Source organism: Bradyrhizobium sp. 190 (genome assembly GCF_023073415.1).
Taxonomy (GTDB): Bacteria; Pseudomonadota; Alphaproteobacteria; order Rhizobiales; family Xanthobacteraceae; genus Bradyrhizobium.
In genome coordinates this window covers 220,632-244,992 of the sequence record NZ_JADPJL010000068.1, presented here as the reverse complement: position 1 = coordinate 244,992, position 24,361 = coordinate 220,632, and the positions used below count along the sequence as shown (strand labels likewise).

Below are 24,361 nucleotides of genomic sequence, written 5' to 3'. Positions count from 1 at the left end.
AGAGCGCTGCAAAATAAGAGCGCTTCAAAACCCGAAGATTGAGTTTCGTCAAAAGACCGGGACAATTCCGGCGTATCAAGAAGACCACCAAGGAGGACTACGACATGGCACGTGTTGCATTGGTAACGGGGGGTACGAGGGGCATTGGCGCTGCGATCAGCAAGGCGCTGAAGGCCGCCGGCTATACGGTAGCGGCGAGCTACGCCGGCAACGACGCCGCCGCCGAAAAATTCAAATCGGAGACCGGCATCCCCGTCTACAAATGGGACGTCAGCTCATTCGACGACTGCGCAGCCGGCGTCAAGAAGGTCGAAGCCGACCTCGGCCCGGTCGACGTGCTGATCAACAATGCCGGCATCACCAAGGACGGCGCCTTCCACAAGATGACGCTCGATCAGTGGAACGCGGTCATCAACACCAATCTCGGCTCGCTGTTCAACATGACGCGCCAGGTGATCGAAGGCATGCGCGCCCGCAAGTTCGGCCGCGTCATCAACATCTCCTCGATCAACGGCCAGAAGGGCCAGTTCGGGCAAGTCAATTATTCGGCGGCCAAGGCCGGCGACATCGGCTTCACCAAGGCGCTGGCACTGGAGAACGCAAAGGGCGGTATCACCGTGAACGCGATCTGCCCCGGCTACATCAACACCGAAATGGTGCAGGCGGTGCCGAAGGAGGTGCTGGAGAAGAGCATCCTGCCGCTGATCCCGGTCAATCGTCTCGGCGAGCCCGAGGAAATCGCCCGCGCCGTGGTGTTCCTCGCTGCTGACGAGGCCGGCGGCATCACCGGCTCGACCATGACGGTCAATGGCGGGCAGTACATGGTGTGATGGCGTCTCGTCATCGCCTGGCTGTTGCATGTCGCAACGGCTCATAAATTGTCGTCATGCCCGGGCTTGTCCCGGGCATCCACGTCTTTAAAACCATCCGGCGAAAAAGAACGTGGATGGCCGGGAGCGAGCCCGGCCATGACGGAAAGTGCTTGGCCCCATGACTCCCCGTACCGCTACCCTGATCGGACTGACCGCGATCCTGATGTGGTCGCTGCTGTCCGTCCTGACGGTTGCGACCGGAAGGATCCCCGCGTTCCAACTCGCCGCGATGACGTTTGCGATCGGAGCCCTGGTTGCCCTTGCAAGTTTCCTGTTCCGGCCTTCCGCCTTCAACGCGCTCAGGCAGCCGGCGGTCGCCTGGGTCGTCGGCGTCGGTGGATTGTTCGGCTATCACGCGCTGTATTTCCTCGCGCTTCGCTTCGCGCCGCCGGCCGAGGCCGGCCTGCTGAACTATCTCTGGCCGCTGTTGATCGTGCTGTTTTCGTCGTTGCTACCGGGCGAACGGCTGGCGCCGCATCACATCATCGGCGCGCTGCTCGGGCTCGCTGGCACCGTGCTGCTGTTCGCCGGCAATGGCGCGAGCTTTGCGCCCGGCCAGATACCGGGACTTGCCGCAGCCTTCGTTGCCGCCTTCGTATGGGCGGCGTATTCGGTGATGTCGCGCAAGCTCAAGGCAGTGCCGACGGACGCGGTGGCGGGCTTCTGTCTCGCGACCGCAGCGCTGGCCGCGCTCGTGCATTTCATGGTCGAGACCACGGTGTGGCCGGAGACGATCGGGCAATGGCTTGCCATCATCGCGCTCGGCGTCGGACCGGTTGGCGCCGCGTTCTTTGTCTGGGACATCGGCATGAAGCGCGGCGATATCCGCGTGCTGGGCGCCGCGTCCTACGCGACGCCGTTGCTGTCGACGGCGTTTCTGATTCTTGCTGGCTTTGCTCAGGCAACCGCCACGATTGCGATCGCGGCCGTGCTCATCGCCGGCGGTGGTTTGATCGCAGCGAAGGATATGGTTTGGAAAAAGTAGGGTGGGCAAAGCGAAGCGTGCCCACCATCTATCTACACGTGCATCTTTGAATGGTGGGCACGCTGCGCTTTGCCCACCCTGCGAAATCAACTCGGCTCCCATTCCTTCGGCGCTAATTCAAACTTCGAAAACTCAAACCCGGGCGCGACCGTGCAGCCGACCAAGGTCCAATCGCCGTTGCTCTCGGCCGCCTGCCAGGCGTGCGGCGGCACGATCGCCTGCGGCTCTTCGCCAGCCGTGAAATTGGGACCAAGCTTCGCGCTGCGTTGACCTTTTTCGTCGGCGATGCGCAGCGTCAGCGCGGCGCCCGCGTAGTAATGCCAGGTCTCGACCGCATCGATGCGATGCCAGTGCGAGCGTTCGCCGCGCGCCAGCAGGAAATAGATCGCGGTCGATCGCGAGCGTCCATCGGCGTCCACGCTGATATCGCGAAACGTCTCGCGATAATGGCCGCCTTCCGGATGCGGCTTCAGCTCCAGCCGCGCGATGATCTCGGCGGCTTCTTTCGGCAGCGACATCAGGACTTGTTCTTGCGTTCGCGGAGTTCGCCGAACACTTTGTCAGCGCTCGCGCCCTTCATGTGCAGCTTGGCCGCCACCGACGGTTCGTCCGCGCGCAGGAACACGTTGGTTTTCTTCTCCTCACCCAGCAGCACCGGGATCGTCGGCTTGTTCTCCGCGCGCAGCCGCGTCACTTCTTCGGCGCGCGCCTTCAGCGCGGGATTGTCGGTATCGACTGACAGCGCGAACTTGACGTTCGACGCCGTGTACTCGTGACCGCAATAGAGTTTGAAATCGTCCGGCAGTGCGCGCAGCTTCAACAGCGAATCCCACATCATGGGATAGGTGCCCTCGAACACCCGGCCGCAGCCGATCGAGAACAGCGTGTCGGCGGCAAACACCGCCTTTTCGTTATCGAACACGTAGGAGATATGATCGAGCGTATGGCCGGGCGTTTCCAGCACCCGCGCCAGCAGGCTTCCCACCTTGAGCACGTCGCCATGGGCCGCGCGCAGGTCGACATCGGCGATCTTGGTGGACTTGTCGTTGGGGGCAACGACCCGGCAATTATACTTCTGCTTCAGTTCGGCGACGCCGCCGACATGGTCGTGATGGTGATGGGTGACGAGAATATCCGTCAGCGTCCAGCCTTCGCGCTCCAGCGCCTTGATGATCGGGGCGGCTTCCGGCGCGTCGATCGATGCGGTGGCCTTGCTTGCGGGATCGTGGATCAGATAGCCGAAATTGTCGCTGAGGCAGGTGAAGGTGCGAATTTCCGCGGCCATGATAGCTCCGTGGTTAAGGCTTTCGGCCTATTAATTCCAAAGAAATATGGCGTTAACGCTCGCGCGGCAATGCCATTTTCGGCGCGCCGCAATGAAACACGGTGTGGTAGATTGCGCCCATGACCATCGACGTCATCGATCTCCGCGACTTCTATTCGCAGCGCCTCGGCATCGTGGCGCGGCAGCTGATCAACCGCGGCATCCGGGCGCGCTGGCCCGATGCGGCCGGGCAGCGCGTGCTCGGGCTCGGCTATCCTACCCCCTATCTCGGCCTGTTTCGCGAGGATTCCGAACGTTGCATCGCCTTCATGCCGGCGGCGCAGGGCGTGTTGAAATGGCCGACCGCGCGTCCCGCGCTGGCGACCCTGATCGATGAATTTTCGATGCCGCTGCCGGACGCCGCGGTGGACCGGATCCTGCTGGTCCATGCGCTGGAAATGTCTGATGATCCGGAGCGCTTGCTGCGCGAGGTGTGGCGGGTACTGGCGCCGTCCGGGCGACTGATCGCGGTGATCCCGAATCGGCGCGGCGTATGGACGCGCACCGACACTACGCCGTTCGGTCACGGCCGGCCCTATTCGCGTGCGCAGATCACGCAATTGCTGCGGCAGACCTGGTTTACGCCGGCTTCGTGGGGCGAGGCGCTGTTCCTGCCGCCGGTCGGCAATAGCTGGTTCCTGCGCTCGGCGATGGCGTGGGAGCGTGTCGGCGCGGCGCTGTCGCTGCCGTTCGCAGGCGTCCATATCGTGGAGGCGACCAAGCAGGTCTACCGCGCGATCCCCGCCGGCCGCGAACGCACGCGGCTGATTCCGTCACTGGAGCCGGTGCTGGTGCCGTCGTCGACGGCGACAAGGGATAAGCTGAAATCGTAGGGTGGGCAAAGGCGCGCATGCGCCGTGCCCACCGTCTTGTTGGTATCGCTGGCAGAGGTGGTGGGCACGCTTGCGCTTTGCCCACCCTACGAAGCCGAACGTTTACTCATTCCCCGGATTGAAATCTTCGCTGGGGGCGGCTGGCGCGGCCATGCTGTCGGGACGCGGGCCATGTGGCCTGCGGCGCCGGCGCGGGAAACGCTCGCCGCCACGGCCCTCTTCATACCCGCCGGGCGCGCCATTCACCTGCGGCTGCGGGCCGGTGATGAAGGAGGGCAGGCGATCGACGCCGCCGGTATCGGCAATCACCGGCTGCGGCTGGGGTTGCGGCTGATATTGCGGCTGTGGACGATGCTCGCGTTCGCGATGATGCTCGCGCGGCTGCTGGTCGCGCTGGAAGGGCTGGCCGTCACCACGCTGTTCGCGCGGATTGTTGTCGCGGACGTAGGGCTGCGGCTGCTGCGGGACGAAGCCCGGTTCCTGGCCGAAATGCGAGAAGCTCTCGCCCTCGTCGTCGCCGTCTTCCGTCGCCGGCGCTTCGTTGTCGACGCGCGGCTGCGGCTGGTTCTGCCGGAACTGCTCCTGGGCGGCTGCGATCAGGCGGAAGTAATGTTCGGCATGCTGGTAGTAGTTCTCGGCCGCGACCGGGTCGCCGGAAGAGCGCGCGTCACGCGCCAGCTGGACGTATTTTTCGGCGACGTGCGAGGCGGTGCCGCGGATTTTGATATCGGGTCCGTTCGATTCGAACACCCGTGTCATCGGGTTTTGACCACGCCGGTTATTGTTGTTGCTGTTATTATTGTTGTTCCGGTTACGCATCCGCTTGTTGTTCTGACCGTTTCTCATGTCTCGCCTTTATTCCAGCCCTGAAGTTATGCAGTTGCCGTCGTATCCTCATCGGATCCGGGCGCGCTCAGGCGCGCCGAATCACGATGTCGTTCAGATTCATGTCGTCGATTTCGCCAACCATCGCGTTCAGCAAAGACGCGTTCCCCAACCGGCCACGTTCACCGCGCGCCGGACCAAATCATTCAGCCAGTCAAACCAGCCTAATCGTCTTGCGTGACGACTTCGCGTGATCAGCTGTTGCGTAAGTCTTCAAGCGCAATATCAGGCTTTCGTTCGCTTTGCGGTCGAGAGCAGCACAGCTCCAGCTATTGCGCTCAATTCGACCTGCGTTTTGGAACCTTTCACCCGGCGGGCTCTCGTTTCGAGAACTCTGGCCTCACCCGTGTAATCTTACGGGGCCAGCAACCCTGGACCGATGTTGTGAGCGGAACGTAGTCGCTCCCGGGGAATATTCCAAGGGGTTTTTTTGCGTTCCAAAAGGACTTTATCGGGCCATTTTGTGGCCCGCGACGGCCCTCGGAATGCCCGCCAGATCGGCTTTAGGGGCTGTTGCAGGCGTTAACCCTGCGGTCGTCATAAAAGCTTCAATCGGGCCGCTTTGGCCTTGCCCGGCTTCCACGACAAGGGAGCCGTCCGGTGCCAGAAGGCGAGCCGCCTGGGGAATCAGCGCGCGGTAGGCGTCCAGTCCGTCGGCGCCGCCGTCGAGCGCGGCCAGCGGATCGTGATTCCGCACCTCCGCCGCCAGACCATCGATGTCCGCCGAGCGGATATAGGGCGGATTCGAAACGATCAGATCAAGCGGGCCGGTTAGTCCGCTCGCATAATCGCACGCGATGAACGTCGCTCGATCCGACAGCCCTGCGCGAGCTGCATTGGCCCCTGCGGTTTGCAAGGCGGCTTCGGAAATGTCGGTCCCAAATCCTTGCGCCGCCGGCAATTCGGACAGCAGCGCCAGCAGGATCGCGCCGGAGCCGGTGCCGAGATCGGCGATGCGCAGCGGGCGATCCAGGTTCCCGCCGGCTCGCAGCAGTTCCAGTGCCAGTTCGACCACCGTTTCGGTATCGGGCCGCGGCACCAGCGTCGCGGGTGAGAGTTGCAGCGGCAGACCCCAAAACTCTTTCTCACCGGTGATGCGGGCGACCGGTTCTCCCGCGAGACGACGGCGGGCGAATTCTTCGAGGCGAGCCGATTCGTCCGGGGTGAGTTGGCGCTGCGCGGCCGATATCAGGCCGGTCAGGTCGAGGCCGAGTGCGTGACCGATCAGAAGCCGCGCGTCGAGCTCGGTGGATTCGATGGCGGTGGATTTGAACTCCGCGGCGAGGACACGCCGCGCGGTCTCGATGGTCTGGTGGGCGAAATCGTTCATGTGGCGTCTTCGCGAGTAACCGTCCGCTCGTCGTCCCTGCGAACGCAGGGACCCCGAGCGTGAGCGCGCTCATCGCGGCGCCGCGGCTTCTCGATTGAGGCGGTGCGGGTTGGCATCTTGAGCAACGTCGAACGCCGGTGGCTATGGGGCCCTGCTTTCGCAGGGACGACGGTGAGATTGGTGCTCACGCCGCCGCGCCCTGCGCGGCGAGTTGCGCCGCTTGATGCTCGGTCGTCAGCGCGTCGATCAATTCGCCCAGCGCTTCGCCCGAGATCACCTGCGGCAATTTGTAGAGCGTCAAATTGATGCGGTGGTCGGTGACGCGGCCTTGCGGGAAATTATAGGTGCGGATGCGCTCGCTTCGGTCGCCGGAGCCGACTTTCTCCCTGCGGTCGGCGGAGCGCGCTGCATCGACGCGCTGGCGCTCGGCGTCATAGATGCGCGAGCGCAGGATGTTCATCGCGGAGGCGCGGTTTTTGTGCTGCGAGCGGCTGTCCTGCATCATGACCACGATGCCGGTCGGAATATGGGTGATGCGGATCGCGGATTCGGTCTTGTTGACGTGCTGGCCGCCGGCGCCCTGCGCGCGCATGGTCTCGATCCGCAAATCGTCGGTCTTGATGTCGACATCGACGTCCTCGACCTCGGGCAGCACCGCGACTGTTGCGGCCGAGGTGTGAATGCGTCCCTGTGTTTCGGTGTCGGGCACACGCTGCACGCGGTGCACGCCGGATTCGAACTTCAGCTTGGCGAACGCGCCGCGGCCCTGCACCTCGGCGATGATTTCCTTGAAGCCGCCCATGGTGCCCTCGGAAGCCGAGATCACCTCGACCTTCCAGCCCTGCAAGGCAGCAAACCGCTCATACATCCGGAACAGGTCGCCGGCGAACAATGAGGCCTCGTCGCCGCCGGTGCCGGCGCGGATTTCCAGCATTACGTTGCGGTCGTCCATGGCGTCCTTGGGCAATAGCGCCACGCGAATCTTCTGCTCCAGTTCGGCCACCCGCGCCTGCAGCGTTTCGAGCTCGGCTTCGGCCATGCTGCGCATTTCGGGATCGGTGGCGGCATCCGCCAACAGCGATTCGGCACCGGCAATCTCGGCTCGCGCCACGCGATAGGCCTTTACCGCATCGATCAGCGGATTGAGCTCGGCGAGCTCGCGCGTGATCTGGACGTATTTTTCGGAATTCACCTGGCCCAGCAGCTCAGCTTCCAGCGAGGCGTGGTGGGCGAGCAGGATATCGAGTTTGGCTTCGGGTAGCATGGCGTTGTTCTCAGGGAGGCGGATGCGGACGGCTAAGTTGTCGGGCGCGAACCTCGCTACAACGACAGCCCCTCGGCTTCCGCGAATTCCGTCAGTTTCTTCCGGATCGAGACGCTGCCGGACGGCGCTTCCAGTAGCGGCATGATGACAGCCTCGGCCTTCTTGGCGTCGAGGTCGAGGATCATGGCCTTCACCGGACCGTGCGCGGTGGCGGACAGCGATAGCGAGCGGTAACCCAGCGCAATCAGCGCCAGCGCGCCGAGCGGCTTTGAGGCCATCTCGCCGCACAGCGATGCCATCTTCTTCGCGGCCTGCGCTTTGCGCACGATGTCGTGTAGCGCACGCATGATCGGCGTCGACATGGTGTCGAACCGCTCGGAAACCTTGGCGTTGCCGCGGTCGACCGCGAACATGAACTGGAACAGGTCGTTCGATCCGACGGAAACGAAATCGACCTTCTTCAGGAGTTCGTCGAGCTGATAGAGCAGCGCCGGTACCTCTACCATGGTGCCGACGTCGATCCGTTCCGGCAGTGCATGGCCATGCTGGCGCAGATAGGTCAGCTCGCGCTCGACGATCGCCTTGGCCTGGTCGAATTCGGCGACATCGGAAATCATCGGGAACATGATCTTCAGCGCGCGGCCGCCGCCGGCCCGCAGCAATGCGCGGATCTGGCCGCGCAGCAAGCCCGGCCGGTCGAGACCAAGCCGGATCGCCCGCCAGCCGAGCGCGGGATTTTCCTCGATCACGGTCTCCATATAGGGCAGCGCCTTGTCGCCGCCGATATCGAGCGTCCGGAACGTCACGGGCTTGGAGCCCGCGGCGTCCAGCACGGTGCGATAGAGCGCCAACTGGTCGGAAGAGCGCGGCAGGCTCTGGCCGACCATGAACTGCAGTTCGGTGCGGAACAGCCCGATGCCGGCGCTGCCGGTGTCGTCGATATGAGGCAGGTCGATCACGAGGCCCGCATTGATCATCAGCTCGACCGGCTGGCCATCCTTGGTCACGCAGGGCATGTCGCGCAACGCGGCATACTGCGCCTGCCGCCGCGCACGGAACCGCACCCGCTCGGCATAGGCCGATTCGATCTCGGCCGAAGGGCGGACATAGATTGAGCCCGAGGTGCCGTCGACGATGATGGCGTCGCCGGGATCGGCGATGCCGGGGGCGTTCGGCACTTCGCCGACGGCGGGAATGCCGAGCGCGCGCGCCACGATCGAGACGTGGGAGTTTGCGGTGCCTTCCTCCAGCACCAGCCCGCGCAGCCGTTTGCGGTCGTAGTCGAGCAGCGCCGCCGGTCCCATCGCGCGCGCGATCAGGATGGCGTTCTCGGGAAGCTGCTCACGCGACGGCGCATGATCCTGTCCCACCAATTGCCGCATCAGGCGATGGCCGAGGTCTTCGAGGTCGTGCAGGCGGTCGCGCAGGTAAGGATCAGTCGAGCGCAGCATGCGGGCGCGGGTGTCCGACTGCACGCGCTCGACGGCGGCTTCCGCCGTGAGGCCGGTGGCGACCGCCTCGTGCAATTTGTGCGACCAGCCGTGGTCGTTGGCGAACATCCGGTAGGCTTCCAGCACCTCGCGGTGTTCGCCGCCCTCGGCGACGTCGCCGCGCTCCAGCATGCGGTCGAGATCGGCGCGCAGCTTGGTCAGCGCCGCGTCGAGCTTCTTGATTTCCTTCGGCAGGTCTTCGGCGATGTAGTTGGTGATGACGACGCGCGGCTCGTGCAGCACGACGTGGCCGAGCGCGATGCCGTCGGAGAGGATCGCGCCGGTTTTGTGCAGGGAATGCCGCGCCGCCGGTTCCGCGCCGGGCTGCGCCAGCGCCGCCAGTTCGCCGGAGGCGATCATTTCCGCCAGCACCATGGCGGTGGTCTGCAGCGCCTCGACCTCTTCCTCGACATAGGTGCGCTTGGCGCGGTTCTGGACGACCAGCACGCCGAGCGTGTTGCCGGCGCGCAGGATCGGCACGCCGAGGAACGAATGGTAGATTTCTTCGCCGGTCTCGGGGCGGAACGAGAACGCCGGATGGCTTTGCGCGTCGGAGAGATTGAGCGGGCTCGCCTCGCTGGACACGAGGCCGACCAGGCCCTCATGCGCGTTCAGCACCGTTCGGTGCACCGCGTCGCGGTTCAGACCTTCGGTGGCATAAAGTTCGAGCGTGTTATCGATGCGCAGCACATAACAAGAGCAGACCTCGGCCACCATGTTGGCCGCGATCAGCACCACGATCTTGTCCAGGCGTTCCTGGGCCGAGACCTGCTCCGCCATGGTTTCGCGGAGCCGTCTCAACAAGACGCGGGGGCCTCCCGAAGCGCTCCGCATGTGCTGGTATCCTCCCCCGCGAGGCCAGCCCGCCGGGTGGCCGGTAGCTGGCGTGAAACGCACGAAAAACAACAATTTTATTCATTCGGCGCGGCCGCAGGCAACTGATCCCGGCCGAATCGGGATCGCCAAAACCGTGGCGCAGTTTGCGGCAACCCACCTCACAGGCCTATAGCCAATCGAGGCTTGCTTTGCCAAGCAAAACGCCTGCCAGAAGCAATAACGTGTGTGTCAGGGCCGATGCTGCGCCAGCGAAGCGCATGGTCTGCCAAAACCCGCCGGTTTGGCGATCAGACCATGCACTAAATTTGAGAGAAAATCGTTCTAAGTCTGGTCGAGCCCGTAGAGCGTGTGCAGCGTGCGCACCGCAAGTTCGGTGTAGGCGGCGTCGATCAGCACCGAAAACTTGATCTCGGAGGTGGTAATGGCGCGGATGTTGATATTGCGTTCGGACAGCGCCTTGAACGCCTTCGCCGCGACGCCGGCATGGCTGCGCATGCCGCTGCCGATCACCGAGACCTTGGACACGTCGGTTGCGCTGTCGAGCCTGATATAGCCGATCTTGGCCTTCGAGTTGGTGATGGTGTCGCGGGCGCGGTTATAGTCGGAGGCCGGAACGGTGAAGGTGAGGTCGGTGGTCTTGCCGTCCTCGGAGACGTTCTGGACGATCATGTCGACATTGATGTTGGCGTCCGCCAGCGGCCCGAAGATCGCGGCGGCAACGCCGGGCTTGTCCTCGATCTGGCGCAGGGAAATCTGGGCTTCGTCCTTGGAGAAGGCGATGCCGGTGACGACGTGGCTTTCCATGATTTCCTCCTCGCTGCAGATCAGCGTGCCCGGCGGCGTGCCGTGCGGGTCGATATCCTCGGGCTTGTCGAAGCTGGACCGGACGAACACGGGCATGTTGTGCACCATGCCGAGTTCCACCGAGCGCACCTGCAGGACCTTGGCGCCCAGCGAGGCCAGTTCCAGCATGTCCTCGAAGGCGATCTTGTCGAGCCGCCGTGCCTTGGGAACCACCCGCGGATCGGTGGTATAGACGCCGTCCACGTCGGTATAGATGTCGCAGCGGTCGGCGCGGATCGCGGCCGCAATGGCCACCGCGGAGGTGTCCGAGCCGCCGCGCCCGAGCGTGGTGATTCGGTTGGTCTGCGGATTGATGCCTTGAAAGCCGGCGATGACGGCGACTTCCTTGCGATCCTTGAAGCGGGCACTGATCTCGGTGCCGTCGATTTCGAGAATCCGCGCCGAGGCGTGGGCGTCGGAGGTCTTGATCGGGATCTGCCAGCCCTGCCAGGAGCGGGCCTGGATGCCCATGCCCTGCAGCGCGATCGCGAGCAGGCCGGAGGTCACCTGTTCGCCAGACGCCACCACGGCGTCATATTCGCGCGCATCATGCATCGGCGAGGCGTCGCGGCACCAGTCCACCAGTTCGTTGGTCTTGCCGGCCATGGCCGACACGACGACAGCGACATCGTGCCCGGCGTCGACTTCGCGCTTGACGTGACGCGCGACGTTGCGGATTCGGTCGATATTGGCGACGGACGTACCGCCGAATTTCATCACGAGGCGGCCCATGACGACGCGTGCATTCCCTGTGAGGATAAGTTAGATGACCCGCACGGAAAGTGGAGCGCCCGGGCCGAAAGCGGCGTATACATAGCGGCGCGGTCCGGGGCAAGCAACCAGCTTCGTTTTCGGCCCAAAATGGCGCAAATTGCTGTAGTAGCGGGTTAATTCAAGGCAGGCGTATGGGCCGTTTTATCGATGATATCCTGCAGCCCGGCGAGAGGGTGCTGTATTCGACCAACGCGCACTGGATATTCTTCCTGCCTGCGATCGCGGGCTGGGTCGTCACGATCGCGTTTCTGGTGCTCTCCCGCCTGGTAGCGGCTGACACGCCGATGTTGCTGTGCCTGTCGATGGCCGCGATAGCCGCGATTTTCTCGCTGTATAAAACGGCCACCGCCTGGTTCTACCACTGGACCACCGAGACTGACGTTACGAATATGCGCGTGGTCCACAAGACCGGCTTCATCAAGCGGCAAACATTCGAGATGAGCCTCGACAAGGTCGAGAGCGTCGACGTCAACCAGAGCATTCTCGGCCGCATCCTCAATTACGGCGACGTGTCGATCTTCGGAGTCGGCGAGGGCAACAAGACTATTGGCACCATTGCGTCGCCGCTGGCGTTTCGCAATGCCATCACGACGCGACCGGTCGGCACCTGAACCCATGGCCATGCAGCAAAATTCCTCCACCGGTTTCTCGGGTTCCACAGTCGACCCCGCCGAAGTCGCAAAATTTTCAAAATTGTCGGACGAGTGGTGGGACCCCAAAGGCAAGATGGCCCCGCTGCACAAGATCAATCCGTTGCGGCTCGCCTATATCAGGGACGCGGCCTGCCGCAAGTTCGAGCGCAACGCCAGGAGCCTGAGTTGCCTGTCGGGCCTGCGCATCCTCGATATCGGTTGCGGCGCAGGACTGTTGTGCGAGCCGTTCACGCGGCTGGGCGCGCAGGTGATCGGGATCGATCCTTCGGCGACCAACATCGCCGCCGCCAGGCTGCATGCCGACAAGGGGCATCTGTCGATCGACTACCGCTGCACTACGGTCGAGGCGATCGACGTGCGCGAGCGCTTCGACGTCGTGCTGGCGATGGAAGTGATCGAGCATGTCACCGATGTCGGCGCGTTCCTCGCCCGCTGCGCGGCGATGGTCAAGCCAGGCGGGTTGATGGTGGTCTCGACGCTGAACCGCAACTGGAAGAGCTTTGCGCTCGCGATCGTCGGCGCGGAATATGTGCTGCGCTGGCTGCCGCGCGGCACCCATCAGTGGGACAAGTTCGTCACCCCCGACGAACTCGCGCAGCATCTCGCCAACAACAGGCTCACCATCACCGAACAGGCCGGCGTGGTCTATAACCCGCTTGCCGACCGATGGAGCATCTCGTCCGACATGGACGTGAACTACATGGTGGTGGCGGAGGGGGTGTGAGTTGATGCTAGCGCTTTGATAACTGGTGTCGTCCCTGCGAAAGCAGGGACCCATACTCCGCGGCGCTAATTGGGCTACGAGACGTCTACCATTCGTGCTCACGTGAGAGAGCACGGCGTATGGGTCCCTGCTCCCGTGCGCAATTGCGCACTAGGCAGGGACGACACCGTATTCTGCGGCGCGCAATCCTGTCATGACGCCGGTTCTGTTGACCTAACGCATCCCGCCCGGCACGGTGCGGCAGCTTCCTGCCGGTACTCCCCATGCTCTCCGTCGCCACGCTCTGGATTCCCTTCACCATCATCGCTGCGCTGGGCCAGGTCGCCCGCAATGCGATGCAGCGGTCGTTGACGGGGCCGCTCGGGACTTGGGGCGCGACCAATATCCGCTTCCTGTTCGGTTTCCCGTTCTCGATCATCTTCTTTGTGGTCGTGGTGGCGGTGACCGGCGATCCCGTACCTTGGCCGACGGCGGTGTTCTGGCCGTGGCTGCTGCTCGGTGCGCTCAGTCAGATCGTCGCCACCGGTCTGATGCTGCTCGCGATGAACGATCGCTCCTTTGTCGTGACGACGGCGTATCTCAAGACCGAGGCGATCCAGACCGCGATCTTCGGATTCATCTTCCTCGGCGATCATTTGACGCTGCTGAAAGTGGTCGCGATCGTAATCGCGACTGTCGGCGTGGTCATTACGGCGCTGCGGCCGGGCGGCGAAAAGGGCTTTGCGGAGTTGAAGCCGACCATCATCGGCCTGGTCGCCGCCGGTTGCTTCGCACTCTCGGCGATCGGCTTTCGCGGCGCCATCATCACGGTGCCCGGCGTCTCCTTTGTGACCGCGGCGTCCTACACGCTGGTGTTCGGCCTGTTCGTGCAGACACTGGTGTTGACGATTTATCTGCTCGTCCGCGCGCCAGATGTGCTGATGAAGATTTTCGGACTGTGGCGGCCCTCGATGCTCGCGGGCTTCATGGGCGCGTTCGCCTCGCAATTCTGGTTTCTGGCCTTTGCGCTGACGGCGGCTGCGAACGTGCGCACGCTGGCGCTGATCGAGGTGCTGTTCGCGCAGGCGGTGGCGTATTATTCGTTCAAGCAGCCGCTGTCGGCGCGTGAGCTGTCCGGCATCGTGCTGATCGTGGTGGGCGTGGCGCTGCTGGTAGCGGCTTGACTCGGGAATCGGTAGGGTGGGCAAAGCGCAGCGTGCCCACCATTCCAGCGACAGGTGTTCGTTGAGATGCGGTGGGCACGCTGCGCTTTGCCCACCCTACGGCAGCATGTCTCGCGCTAATTCCTATCATCCGGCAGCACCGGCAGCGGAGAGACCTCGACGCCTTCGTCGATCAGGGAGCGTGCTTCCTCCGGCGAGGCCTCGCCGTAGATCGGGCGATGCTCGATATCGCCATAGTGCATCTTGCGCGCCTCGTTGGGGAAGCGCTCGCCGACATTGTCGGCATTTTTCACGATGTGATCGCGCAATTCCTTCAGCTTGGCGCGCAGCTCGCGCTCCTGCGCCATCAAGAGCGGCGTCGATTCGGACGGCGCGGTCACTTCCGCAGGCGCGGCCGGCGCAGGCGGGGCGGCCTCGCGGCCCTTCTTGCTCACGATCTGTGGAGCCATGATGGCGCGCTCGACCTTGACCGAGCCGCAGGCGGGGCAACTCACCAGCCTGCGTTTCTCCTGGCTCTCATAAGCCGTGGAGCTTTGAAACCAGCTTTCGAACGCGTGGCCCTTCTCGCAGCGAAGGTTATACCGGATCATGCCGAACCCCGGACCAGATGCAGATGCTCCGGGCCGGCCTTGGGGTCGGTGATGCCGAAGCGCCGTCCGTGCTGCAGCGACGGCACGGTCTTGCGTGCGGTTTCAACCTTCGCGGGGTCGATCTGCGCAAGGAACACGCCAGGCTCGACGCCGCCCTCGGCAAGAATCTCGCCCCAGGGGGCGATGATCAGCGAATGCCCGAAGGTCTCACGCTTGTTCTCGTGCATGCCGCATTGCGCCGCCGCGAATACGAAGCAGCCGGTCTCGATGGCGCGGGCGCGGAGCAGCGTGTGCCAATGCGCCTCGCCGGTCTTTCTGGTGAAGGCTGACGGCACCGTGAGGAACGACGCGCCGGCTTCAGCCAATGCGCGATAGAGCGCCGGAAAACGCACGTCGTAGCAGATCGTCAGCCCGATCCGGCCCCACGGCAGATCAGAGATCACCGCCGTCTCGCCCGGCTGGTAGTTGGCCGACTCGCGATAGCTCTCGCCGCCGGGCAGATCGATATCGAACATATGGATCTTGTCATAGCAGGCGAGCACATTGCCGTCGGGCCCGATCAGGAACGATCGGTTGACGGCGCGCTCCGGCGAATAGCGCAGGGCCAGCGAGCCGATATGGAGATGGATCTTCAATTCCGCAGCCAGCGCGCGATAGGCCTTCAGCGAGAGATCGTTTTCCTCGGCGGCCAAATGCTCGAACAGCGCCTTGCGGTTCAGTTGCATCATGTTGCTCACCTCAGGCGTGAGCACGTAATCGGCGCCTTGCGCCGCGGCCTCGCGGATCAGCTTGATGCCTTGCTCAAGGCTCGGCTCGGGCAACAGCCCGGTGCGCATCTGCACCATGGCAGCGGTAAAAATGGAGCCAGCGCTCATGAGGAGGCCTTTTCTCCCGCCAGCATGGCGTCGAGCTTGCCCGCGCGATCCAGCGCATAAAGCTCGTCGCAGCCGCCGACATGGGTTGTGCCGATGAAGATCTGAGGGAAGGTCGAGCCGGCGCCTGCGCGATCGTACATCTGGTCGCGATAGGCCGGGTCGGTTGCCACGTTCAATTCGGAGAACGCGGCGTTCTTGCGCGTCAGCAGCGATTTGGCAGCGGTGCAATAGCCGCAGCCCGGGCGGGTATAGATTTCAATGGCGGTCATGGCGCGCTCTGGTTGGCAAGTATTTGAATTATATGGGAGCCCGGTGGCTGTCCACAACCCGCGCGAATACCAGCACATCGACCTGCGTGGCCTTGGCGCGCAGCAGCGCCCGGGCGCAGGCGTCGGTCGTGGCGCCTGACGTCAGCACATCGTCGATCAGGACGACGCGGCGACTCTGGATATCGGCCATGCGCTCGGGAGCGACCTTGAAGGCGCCCTGAACGTTCGCGGCGCGCTGCGGCCGTGACAGCCCGATTTGCTGCTGGGTCGGGCGGATGCGCCGAAGCGCCTCAGTGGCCAGTTTCACGCCGCTTTGGCGCGAAATCACCCGCGCCAGCGCGCCGGACTGGTTGTAGCGGCGGCTCCAGCCGCGCCGCCAATGCAGGGGAACCGGCACCAGCACGTCGGCCTCTGCGAGCAATTCCTGGCCCGCGCGGGCCATCCAGCGGCCCATCGCCGGCGCCAGATCCGTGCGGTCCTGGTATTTCAGCGAATGAACCAGCGTGCGGGCGACGTCGTCATAGCGCACCGCGGCGCGGGCGCGCTGGTACGCCGGTGGGGTGGCGATCGCCTCCATCGACAGCAATTCCGGACCCGGATCATACACAAAGGGGATGCCGAGCCGCGGACAGAATGGCGGTGCGATGAACGACAGTTTGGCCCAGCACGCCGCGCAGACGCCCTCGCCATCGACCGGCTCGCGGCAGGACACGCACAATGTCGGCAGGGCAATGTCGAGCGCGAGCCGCGGAAGATGCGCGAACGCGTCGCGGCAGGCGCTCAACGCGCCGCGCAACTGGCTGGAGATGGAGCGTGATGGTGATGCCTCGGCGTCCATGGGGCGAGGCTAGCGCCAGCGGGCATCGTGCTCAAGCGCAGGATTGCCAGAGACAGGGGAGCCAGCGTACGAACCGGCATGGTTTCGAACCCGACCGCCGCACCCATCCTGTTCGACCGCGCACTGTTGCGTGCGCGGCTGGAGCGCGCGCGGCGTGGTGGGCCGGTGACGTTCCTGCTAGATCGCGTCAGGGAGGACATGGAAGAGCGGTTGCAGGCGGTGATGCGGAATTTTGCCGATGTCGCCGATATCTGGACGCCGGACGAATTGCTGCGAAAGCCTGTCGCTGATCGCTTCCGGTCGATCAGGCGCATCGATCTCGATTCGTCGGAAATTCTGCCGCTGCCACCGCAATCGCTCGACCTCGCCGTCTCGGCGCTCGCATTCCAGTTCGTCAACGATCTCCCCGGCGTGCTGGCGCAGATCCGACGTGCATTGAAGCCCGACGGACTGTTGCTGGCAGCAATGATCGGCGGCGATACGCTGACGGAGCTCAGGCAATCCTTTGCCGCCGCAGAGGCCGAATGCGAGGGCGGGGTATCGCCGCGCGTCGCGCCGTTTGCGGATCTGCGCGATATCGGCGGGCTGTTGCAACGCGCAGGGCTAGCGCTGCCGGTCACCGACGTCGATCGCGTCGTGGTGCGCTACGACAGCGCGTTCGCGCTGATGGCTGATATCAGGCGGATGGGCGCGACCAATATCCTGATCGAGCGGCGGCGCACGCCGACCCGCCGCGCCACCATGTTGCGGATGGCGCAGATCTATAGCGAGCGGTTCGCGGATGCCGACGGCCGCATCCGCGCGACCTTTGACGTGATCTGGCTGTCCGGCTGGGCGCCGCATGAGAGCCAGCCGAAACCGTTGAAGCCGGGCTCGGCGAAGGCAAGTCTCGAGGCGGCCGTGCAGCGGGCGAAGCGCGATTGACGCGCAGTTCCCTTCGGCGGAAGCCGCGAGCGGGGCCGCATTCTACTTTGCATGGGGTTGTTTTCGCGATTTTGTGACGCCAACCCATCAACGTACACTGGGAGCCGCCGACCTCCCGCTTCACATCAACAAATCAATCAGGTGCGGGATCAGCGGAATGTCCGCGGGCGGCATCGGGTAGTCGCGCAGCTTGTTGGCGCGGACCCAGGCGAGTTGCTGGCCTTCGCGCGCGATCACCATGCCCTCCCAGCGCCGGCAGATGTAGAGCGGCATCAGCAGATGGAAGCTGTCATAGGCGTAGCTGGCAAACGTCAGCGGCGCCAGGCACGGCTCGGTGACGTCGATCCCGATCTCCTCATGAAGTTCGCGGATCAGCGTCTGCTCCGGCCGTTCGCCGGGCTCGACCTTGCCGCCCGGAAATTCCCACAGGCCCGCGAGCGCCTTGCCTTCTGGGCGCTGCGCGAGCAGCACGCGCTTGTCGGCATCGACGAGAGCGCAGGCGACGACGAGGGTGAGCTTGATGTCAGCCATGCGCCGCTGTCTCGCTCATGACCGGTAGTCGCCGTTGATCGCGACATATTCCTTGGTGAGGTCGCAGGTCAGCACGCGGTCGCGGCCCTTGCCGAGGCCGAGCGTGACCTTGATCTGGATCTTCGGGTTCTTCATCACCTCGGAAACCTCGGCCTCGTTGTAGGACGGATCGCGCGCACCACTTTTGGCGACGCGAATGCCGTTGAACGAGATCGAAAGCTTGTCGCGGTTGGCGGGCTCGCCGGCCTTGCCGACCGCCATCACCACGCGGCCCCAATTGGCGTCCTCGCCGGCGATCGCCGTCTTCACCAGCGGCGAATTCGCGATCGACATCGCGATTCGGCGCGCGGAGGCCTTGGTGGTCGCGCCTTCGACGATCACCTCGACCAGCTTGCGCGCTCCTTCGCCGTCGCGGGCCACCTGTTCGGCAAGATCGGCCAGCACGTCACGGAACGCCTTGGCAAAAGCCTTCAGCCGGGGATCGCTGGCGCGGCTGATTTTCGGCGCGCCGTCGGCTGCGGCTGCGCCGGTGGCGAAGGCCAAGAGCGTATCCGATGTCGAGGTGTCGCTGTCGATCGTGACGGCGTTGAAGGTATCTTCGACGCCGCTCTTGAGCAGCGCCTGCAGCACGGAAGACGACAGCGGCGCGTCGGTGAATACGAATGACAGCATGGTCGCCATATCAGGGGCGATCATGCCGGCGCCCTTGGCCATGCCGTTGATGGTGACCTTGGCCTTGCCGAGCTTGACGGTAGCGGTCGCAACCTTCGGAAAGGTATCGGTGGTCATGATTGCCCTGGCCGCGTCCATCCAGTGGTCGGGCGTGGCGGCCTCCGTCAGCGTCGTCAGCACGCCGTCGAATTTGGTGGCGTCGAGCGGCTCGCCGATCACCCCGGTAGAGGCCAGGAACACGTCGCCGGTGGTGCAGCCGACTGCCTTCGCCGCGGTTTGCGCGGTCAGCGCCGTCGACTGCTTGCCGGTCTTGCCGGTGAATGCGTTGGCGTTGCCGGAATTCACCACCAGCGCGCGGGCAAATCCTCCCTTAGATCCGCCCCGGCCGAGCTTGGCGCGGCACCATTCAACGGGAGCGGACGGGCATTTGGATTTGGTGAAGACGCCGGCGACCGTGGTGCCCTTGTCCATGACGGCGAGCAGCACGTCGGTACGCCCCTTGTAGCGAATGCCGGCGGCGGCGGTCGCGAGCTTCACGCCCGCAATCGCGGGCATCTCGGGGACATCGGTCGGGGCGAGGGGGGAGATGGTGGTGGACATCGGTGACTTCCGGCTTCGAGAGGGAAGCGCTCTCTATCACCTTCATCGTCTGCGCGGGAGAGGGGGTAAGGTGTGCTTACCCTCCGCGTCGTCCCCGCGAACGCGGGGACCCATAGCTACAGGCGTACGTTATTGTGCACGCTGGAGATACGGTCGAGCGTCACAACTAACATCGGTGGTTATGGGTCCCGGCTTTCGCCGGGACGACGATAGAGTTGGGCTTACTTCTTCGCCGGCGCCATCTTGGAATCCGCGGGCTTGGCGGCATCCGGCTTGGCGTCGGTCTTGGCGGCTTCCGCCGGCTTGTCCATGCGCTCGACCTTGGCGGCTTCGCGCAGCTTGGCGACGTATTCGGCCTGCGCCTTGCGCGTCACATAGGTCTCGATCTGGGCTCTGACCTGCTCGAAGTCCGGCGCCTTGCGGGCGCGCTTTTCCTCGACCTTGATGATATGCCAGCCGAATTGCGACTTGACCGGGTCGGAGATCTTGCCGGGTTCGAGCGTGAACGCGACGGTGGAGAATTCCGGCACCATCTGTTCCTTGGTGAAGAAGCCGAGATCGCCGCCGTCGGAGGCGCCGGGGTCCTTGGACTTCTTCTTCGCCAGTTCGGCGAAGTCGCCGCCCTTCTTCAGCTCTTCCGCGATCGCCTTGGCCTCGTCCTCGGTCTCGACCAGGATATGCCGGGCGTGAACTTCCATTTCGCCGGTGATCTGCTTGGAGGCCTCCTCATAGACCTTCTTCATGGCCTCGTCGGTGGTCGCAGCCTTGCCCTCGGTGGCGAGCAGGCTGTCCATCAGAAGACGGCTGCGGGTGAACGCCAGACGCTTCTTGAAGTCTTCGGAATTCTCGACCTTCTTGTCCTCGGCCGCCTTGGCGACGATTTTCAGATCGATCAGGAACGCCAGCACGTTGTCCTTCTTGGACGCCGGGTCCATTTGCGCGAGGCTGGGGCCGAGTTCCTCTTCCGCGAGCGCCACATCGCTCTGGCGGATCTCCGCACCGTTAACCTTGGCAAGAACAGGGTTGTCCTGGGCACGAACCGGCAGGCTGGCGGCCAGAATCGCAGCCAGACAGGCCGTTGCGGCCAGGGAGGCGAGGCCGAAGCGCAGGCCGGTTTTCGTTTCCGGGAACGAGGTGGTCATGGAAAATCCTTGTCTTGAAGTAGGGGGGCGGCAAAGGCGGCGGGACACTCGCCCAATCATGCGGCCTTGGCAACGCGAAAAGTCTGTCAAAATGATGAATTCCTTGACAGATGGACCCACGTTGACAAGGCCCCAACCCAGCCATATCTGTGCCGGAACCTCCAGCGGCGATAGCGCTTATTTTGCTGCGTTTTTTGCCGTTGAACCTTGGATTGCTTAATTCCCACTCATTAGGCGGATGGCCCCCGGGAGCGGGGTATTTGCCGCGATGCGTCACGGTGAGTTGATAGGCAACTTGGTGGTCCACGTCACGGCTCGCAACGCAAGTAACGGCAAAGGCAGGAATTGGCATGATCGGCGCGCTCGCCCGCAAGTTTTTCGGCTCCGCCAACGACCGGCGGGTGAAGGGATATCAGTCCCGCGTCAACGCCATCAACGCGCTTGAGCCCGAGGTCGCCGCGCTTTCCGACGAGGCGCTGAAGGCCCGCACCGCTGAATTCCGCCAGCAGCTTGCCGACGGCAAGACGCTCGATGACATCCTGGTTCCGGCCTTCGCCACCGTGCGCGAGGCCGCCAAGCGCACCCTCGGCCAACGGCATTTTGACGTCCAGCTGATCGGCGGCATGGTGCTGCATGAGGGCGACATCGCCGAGATGAAGACCGGCGAAGGCAAGACGCTGGTGGCGACCCTTGCGGTCTATCTCAACGCGCTGGCCAGCAAGGGTGTTCATGTCGTCACCGTCAACGACTACCTCGCCCGCCGCGATAGCGAATGGATGGGCCAGATCTATAATTTCCTCGGGCTGACCGTCGGCGTGATCGTCCACGGCCTCGACGACGCCGAGCGCAAGGAAGCCTATTCGCGCGACATCACCTACGGCACCAACAACGAATACGGTTTCGACTACCTGCGCGACAACATGAAGTACCGGCTGGAGGACATGGTCCAGCGCAGCCACTTCTACGCCATCGTCGACGAAGTCGACTCGATCCTGATCGACGAGGCGCGCACGCCGCTGATCATCTCCGGCCCGCTCGACGACCGCTCGGATTTCTACAACACCATCGACACCTTCTTCCCCAAGCTCGACAAGACGGATTACGAGGTCGACGAGAAGCAGCGCACGGTGACGCTTACCGAAGGCGGCATGGAGAAGCTCGAAAACCTGCTTCGCGATGCCGGCCAGCTCAAGGGCGAATCGCTCTACGACGTCGAAAACGTCTCCGTGGTCCACCACGTCAACCAGGCCCTGCGCGCGCATACGCTGTTCAACCGCGACAAGGATTACATCGTCCGCGACGGCGAGGTGATCATCATCGACGAGTTCACCGGCCGCATGATGCAGGGCCGCCGCTATTCCGAAGGCTTGCACCAGGCGCTGGAAGCCAAAGAGCACGTCCAGGTCCAGCCGGAAAACCAGACGCTGGCCTCGATCACGTTCCAAAACTATTTCCGGATGTACCAAAAGCTCGCCGGCATGACCGGTACGGCGCTGACCGAAGCCGACGAACTGTTCGACATCTACAAGCTCGAGGTCGTGGAAATCCCGACCAACGTTCAGGTGGCGCGTCTCGACGAGGACGATGAGGTCTACCGCACCCAGAATGAGAAATACGCCGCGATCCTGGCCGAGATTGAACGCGCCAACAAGCGGCTGCAGCCCGTGCTGGTCGGCACCGCCTCGATCGAAAAGTCGGAGGTGTTGGCCGATTATTTGAAGAAACACGGCTACAAGCAGATCGATTTCGGCTCGGAATCCGGAATGGAGAAGCTCTACGCCGCGGCGCGTGCGGGCAAGCCCGCAAAGCTGTTTGCGGTCTTGAACGCGCGCTTCCACGAACAGGAAGCCTATATCGTCGCCGAGGCCGGCGTCCCCGGCGCGATCACGATCGCCACCAACATGGCCGGCCGCGGTACCGACATCAAGCTCGGCGGTTCGCTCGATATGCGGATCCAGCAGGAGACCGCCAACATTACCGACGAGGCCGAGAAGGCCAAAAAGATCGAGCAGATCAAGGCCGACATCGAACGCTTCCGCGAGATCGTGCTGAAGGCCGAGGACGTGGTCGAGGTCGAGCCCGCCAAGGGCAACAAGCCGGCCAAGACCATCAGCAAGCCGGGTGGGCTCTACATCATGGGCTCGGAGCGGCATGAATCCCGCCGCATCGACAACCAGTTGCGCGGCCGTTCCGGCCGTCAGGGTGACCCCGGCCGCTCAAAATTCTTCCTGTCGCTGGAAGACGATCTGATGCGGATCTTCGGGTCCGACCGGCTCGACAGCATGCTGCAGCGGCTCGGCCTGAAAGAGGGCGAGGCCATCATTCATCCCTGGATCAACAAGGCGCTGGAGAAAGCGCAGCAGAAGGTCGAAGCCCGCAACTTCGACATCCGCAAGAACCTGCTCAAGTTCGACAACGTCCAGAACGACCAGCGCAAGGTGATCTTCGACCAGCGCGTCGAGTTGATGAAGAGCGACAGCGTGGCCGAAATGGTTGCGGACATGCGTCATGACTTCATCGACGACATCGTCGTCAAGCATGTGCCGGAACACGCCTATGCCGAACAGTGGGATGTCGCGGGCCTCAAGGAAGAACTGAAGCGCGTGCTCGACGTCGACCTGCCGGTCGACGAATGGGCCAAGGAAGAGGGCATTGCCGACGAGGAATTGCTGACGCGGATCGAGCAGCGCGTCGACGAGCACATGGCGGCCAAGGTCGCGCAGTGGGGCCCCGACGTGATGCGCTACGTCGAGAAGACGATTTTGCTGCAGACGCTGGATCACCTCTGGCGCGAGCATCTGATCATGCTCGATCATCTGCGTCAGGTGATCGGCTTGCGCGGCTATGGCCAGCGCGATCCGTTACAGGAATACAAGTCGGAAGCCTTCGGCCTGTATGAAGCGATGACCGCGCATCTGCGCGAGGCGGTGACGGCGCAATTGATGCGCGTCGAGATCGTGCCGCCGGAAGAGCAGCAACCGCTGCCGGCGATGGAGGCGCACAAGTTCGATCCGAATACCGGCGAAGACGAGATGGCCTTCGCCAACGCCTCGCTGGTGCCCGAGACCATTGCTGCCGATCGCGATCCGAAAAACCCCGCAAGCTGGGGCAAAGTCGGCCGCAACGAGGATTGCCCCTGCGGAAGCGGCAAGAAGTACAAGCACTGCCACGGCAGGTACGCTTAAGCGATCATTTCAATGACTTTGTCGCCGTCTTGGCGACAGCATTGGTGGCAGGTCATCGCCTGCCACCAATGTTTTGATGACCGTGTCCGACAGATCTCAACGAGCTGCCGTCAATCTTTAGCCACCGGGCGGTGTGTACGAGCCTCGAAGCTGGGCGGCCTTTTGCCGAACTTGCGTAATTTCATCCTGCGTCCACAGCCGAGTGAGGTTTACATTGTGGACGGCGCCGGTAGCAACCACAATGCCTGATATCGCCGGTGCCGAGTTGGGATCGGGTACATCGAAGATCACAAGCACGCCGGGCCCGTTTACAGCAGTGCTGTACATCGAAATCAATTTGCCGCCGGCACCTTCGACCAGCTTCTTTGCCGCTTCGTAGCGATTGGTCTTGGGATTTTCCAGAATGGCGTTGAGAGATTTTGGCGTGTATTGTGCTGTCATACAAAAATGCATGATGTCCTCCTGTTGGGGCGTGTTTGATCGATGAGGCGACAGCCTCTCTTCCGGCTCACATGAAAAACGAGCCGGCCCAAAACCTGGAGATGAAGGACTTTAACCCCGCCGTGGGCATGAGGCCGCTGATACTCCGACGGGCCTTCGGCACTGCCCGCTGGCGGCCTGTCTTCAGGCTACATCAACTTCGCACCGTGCGGAAGAAGTCATGCCTCAGCGGTGAAGCACTCTGGTACCAGCAGGCCAGCCTGAGACAAGCATCGATGACACACTCAAAAGCTTGGGACGCTGCGAAGCCCAGCGGG

General features: G+C 63.4%; 23 protein-coding genes. 8 read left to right on the top strand and 15 right to left on the bottom strand.

The genetic code is table 11. The features are described from left to right. Positions 1-104: 104 nt before the first annotated feature. Together phbB and IVB22_RS36235 are read left to right on the top strand one after the other, a co-directional pair. Positions 105-830 carry an acetoacetyl-CoA reductase gene (gene phbB, locus IVB22_RS36240; protein WP_247521923.1) on the top strand — a complete coding sequence of 242 codons (726 nt, stop codon included), beginning with the start codon at positions 105-107 and terminating at the stop codon, positions 828-830. Between the two features lie 160 nt (positions 831-990). Beyond that, positions 991-1,857, top strand: coding sequence for a DMT family transporter (locus IVB22_RS36235; protein ID WP_247521922.1), 867 nt, complete (start codon positions 991-993; stop codon positions 1,855-1,857). A gap of 86 nt (positions 1,858-1,943) precedes the next feature. Here the strand turns inward: IVB22_RS36235 and IVB22_RS36230 are convergent, their stop codons facing one another. Continuing rightward, the gene (locus IVB22_RS36230; protein WP_374207812.1) at positions 1,944-2,375 is read right to left on the bottom strand and encodes a cupin domain-containing protein; all 432 of its coding nucleotides are present in this window, start codon (positions 2,373-2,375) and stop codon (positions 1,944-1,946) included. Further along, on the bottom strand, positions 2,375-3,142 hold the full coding sequence (gene gloB / locus IVB22_RS36225; RefSeq protein ID WP_247521921.1) for a hydroxyacylglutathione hydrolase: 768 nt from the start codon (positions 3,140-3,142) through the stop codon (positions 2,375-2,377). The genes IVB22_RS36230 and gloB overlap by 1 nt, the downstream gene beginning before the upstream one ends. Positions 3,143-3,261: 119 nt before the next feature. On the opposite strand from gloB, the gene IVB22_RS36220 reads away from it, so the two are divergent. Continuing rightward, positions 3,262-4,014 (top strand): methyltransferase domain-containing protein, encoded by a 753-nt coding sequence (locus tag IVB22_RS36220; RefSeq protein WP_247521920.1) that lies wholly within the window; start codon positions 3,262-3,264, stop codon positions 4,012-4,014. A gap of 102 nt (positions 4,015-4,116) precedes the next feature. Here the strand turns inward: IVB22_RS36220 and IVB22_RS36215 are convergent, their stop codons facing one another. The 5 genes from IVB22_RS36215 to IVB22_RS36195 form a co-directional block, all read right to left on the bottom strand. Next, complete coding sequence (locus tag IVB22_RS36215) at positions 4,117-4,860, bottom strand: DUF4167 domain-containing protein (RefSeq protein ID WP_247521919.1); 744 nt, start codon at positions 4,858-4,860, stop codon at positions 4,117-4,119. 487 nt (positions 4,861-5,347) lie between these two features. Continuing rightward, positions 5,348-6,229, bottom strand: coding sequence for a peptide chain release factor N(5)-glutamine methyltransferase (prmC, locus tag IVB22_RS36210; RefSeq protein ID WP_247521918.1), 882 nt, complete (start codon positions 6,227-6,229; stop codon positions 5,348-5,350). Between the two features lie 184 nt (positions 6,230-6,413). Further along, positions 6,414-7,493, bottom strand: coding sequence for a peptide chain release factor 1 (prfA, locus tag IVB22_RS36205; protein WP_247521917.1), 1,080 nt, complete (start codon positions 7,491-7,493; stop codon positions 6,414-6,416). Positions 7,494-7,549: 56 nt separating this feature from the next. Then, the gene (gene ptsP / locus IVB22_RS36200; protein ID WP_247521916.1) at positions 7,550-9,817 is read right to left on the bottom strand and encodes a phosphoenolpyruvate--protein phosphotransferase; all 2,268 of its coding nucleotides are present in this window, start codon (positions 9,815-9,817) and stop codon (positions 7,550-7,552) included. A gap of 324 nt (positions 9,818-10,141) precedes the next feature. Then, positions 10,142-11,395, bottom strand: a complete 1,254-nt coding sequence (locus tag IVB22_RS36195) for an aspartate kinase (protein WP_247521915.1) — start codon at positions 11,393-11,395, stop codon at positions 10,142-10,144. A gap of 173 nt (positions 11,396-11,568) precedes the next feature. On the opposite strand from IVB22_RS36195, the gene IVB22_RS36190 reads away from it, so the two are divergent. From IVB22_RS36190 to IVB22_RS36180, 3 genes are all read left to right on the top strand, one after another. After that, positions 11,569-12,048: a PH domain-containing protein gene (locus IVB22_RS36190; protein WP_247521914.1), complete on the top strand. Its 480-nt coding sequence runs from the start codon at positions 11,569-11,571 to the stop codon at positions 12,046-12,048. Between the two features lie 4 nt (positions 12,049-12,052). After that, positions 12,053-12,814, top strand: a complete 762-nt coding sequence (gene ubiG / locus IVB22_RS36185; RefSeq protein WP_247521913.1) for a bifunctional 2-polyprenyl-6-hydroxyphenol methylase/3-demethylubiquinol 3-O-methyltransferase UbiG — start codon at positions 12,053-12,055, stop codon at positions 12,812-12,814. A 263-nt stretch (positions 12,815-13,077) separates the two neighbouring features. After that, positions 13,078-13,977 (top strand): DMT family transporter, encoded by a 900-nt coding sequence (locus tag IVB22_RS36180; protein WP_247521912.1) that lies wholly within the window; start codon positions 13,078-13,080, stop codon positions 13,975-13,977. A 116-nt stretch (positions 13,978-14,093) separates the two neighbouring features. Here the strand turns inward: IVB22_RS36180 and IVB22_RS36175 are convergent, their stop codons facing one another. Genes IVB22_RS36175 through IVB22_RS36160 form a run of 4 tightly spaced genes read right to left on the bottom strand, consistent with a single transcriptional unit; the run spans position 14,094 to position 16,549 of the window. Next, positions 14,094-14,567: a DUF1178 family protein gene (locus tag IVB22_RS36175; protein WP_247521911.1), complete on the bottom strand. Its 474-nt coding sequence runs from the start codon at positions 14,565-14,567 to the stop codon at positions 14,094-14,096. Next, on the bottom strand, positions 14,564-15,442 hold the full coding sequence (locus IVB22_RS36170) for a carbon-nitrogen hydrolase family protein (RefSeq protein ID WP_247521910.1): 879 nt from the start codon (positions 15,440-15,442) through the stop codon (positions 14,564-14,566). Before IVB22_RS36170 ends, IVB22_RS36175 begins: the two co-directional genes overlap by 4 nt. Next, positions 15,439-15,711 carry a glutaredoxin 3 gene (gene grxC, locus IVB22_RS36165; RefSeq protein ID WP_247521909.1) on the bottom strand — a complete coding sequence of 91 codons (273 nt, stop codon included), beginning with the start codon at positions 15,709-15,711 and terminating at the stop codon, positions 15,439-15,441. Before grxC ends, IVB22_RS36170 begins: the two co-directional genes overlap by 4 nt. Before the next feature lie 28 nt (positions 15,712-15,739). Beyond that, the gene (locus IVB22_RS36160; protein WP_247521908.1) at positions 15,740-16,549 is read right to left on the bottom strand and encodes a ComF family protein; all 810 of its coding nucleotides are present in this window, start codon (positions 16,547-16,549) and stop codon (positions 15,740-15,742) included. A 78-nt stretch (positions 16,550-16,627) separates the two neighbouring features. Here IVB22_RS36160 and IVB22_RS36155 point away from each other — a divergent pair, with 78 nt between their 5' ends. Continuing rightward, positions 16,628-17,473 carry a methyltransferase domain-containing protein gene (locus IVB22_RS36155; RefSeq protein ID WP_247521907.1) on the top strand — a complete coding sequence of 282 codons (846 nt, stop codon included), beginning with the start codon at positions 16,628-16,630 and terminating at the stop codon, positions 17,471-17,473. A 120-nt stretch (positions 17,474-17,593) separates the two neighbouring features. Here the strand turns inward: IVB22_RS36155 and IVB22_RS36150 are convergent, their stop codons facing one another. From IVB22_RS36150 to IVB22_RS36140, 3 genes are all read right to left on the bottom strand, one after another. After that, entirely contained in the window at positions 17,594-18,004 is a 411-nt protein-coding gene (locus IVB22_RS36150) for a (deoxy)nucleoside triphosphate pyrophosphohydrolase (RefSeq protein ID WP_247521906.1), read from the bottom strand. A 15-nt stretch (positions 18,005-18,019) separates the two neighbouring features. Beyond that, positions 18,020-19,276 (bottom strand): bifunctional glutamate N-acetyltransferase/amino-acid acetyltransferase ArgJ, encoded by a 1,257-nt coding sequence (gene argJ, locus IVB22_RS36145; protein WP_247521905.1) that lies wholly within the window; start codon positions 19,274-19,276, stop codon positions 18,020-18,022. Positions 19,277-19,497: 221 nt separating this feature from the next. Continuing rightward, the gene (locus tag IVB22_RS36140) at positions 19,498-20,418 is read right to left on the bottom strand and encodes a peptidylprolyl isomerase (RefSeq protein ID WP_247521904.1); all 921 of its coding nucleotides are present in this window, start codon (positions 20,416-20,418) and stop codon (positions 19,498-19,500) included. A 350-nt stretch (positions 20,419-20,768) separates the two neighbouring features. Here IVB22_RS36140 and secA point away from each other — a divergent pair, with 350 nt between their 5' ends. After that, complete coding sequence (gene secA / locus IVB22_RS36135; RefSeq protein WP_247521903.1) at positions 20,769-23,603, top strand: preprotein translocase subunit SecA; 2,835 nt, start codon at positions 20,769-20,771, stop codon at positions 23,601-23,603. Between the two features lie 117 nt (positions 23,604-23,720). Here secA and IVB22_RS36130 read toward each other — a convergent pair whose 3' ends face one another. Then, complete coding sequence (locus tag IVB22_RS36130; RefSeq protein ID WP_247521902.1) at positions 23,721-24,056, bottom strand: GYD domain-containing protein; 336 nt, start codon at positions 24,054-24,056, stop codon at positions 23,721-23,723. Positions 24,057-24,361 lie beyond the last annotated feature (305 nt).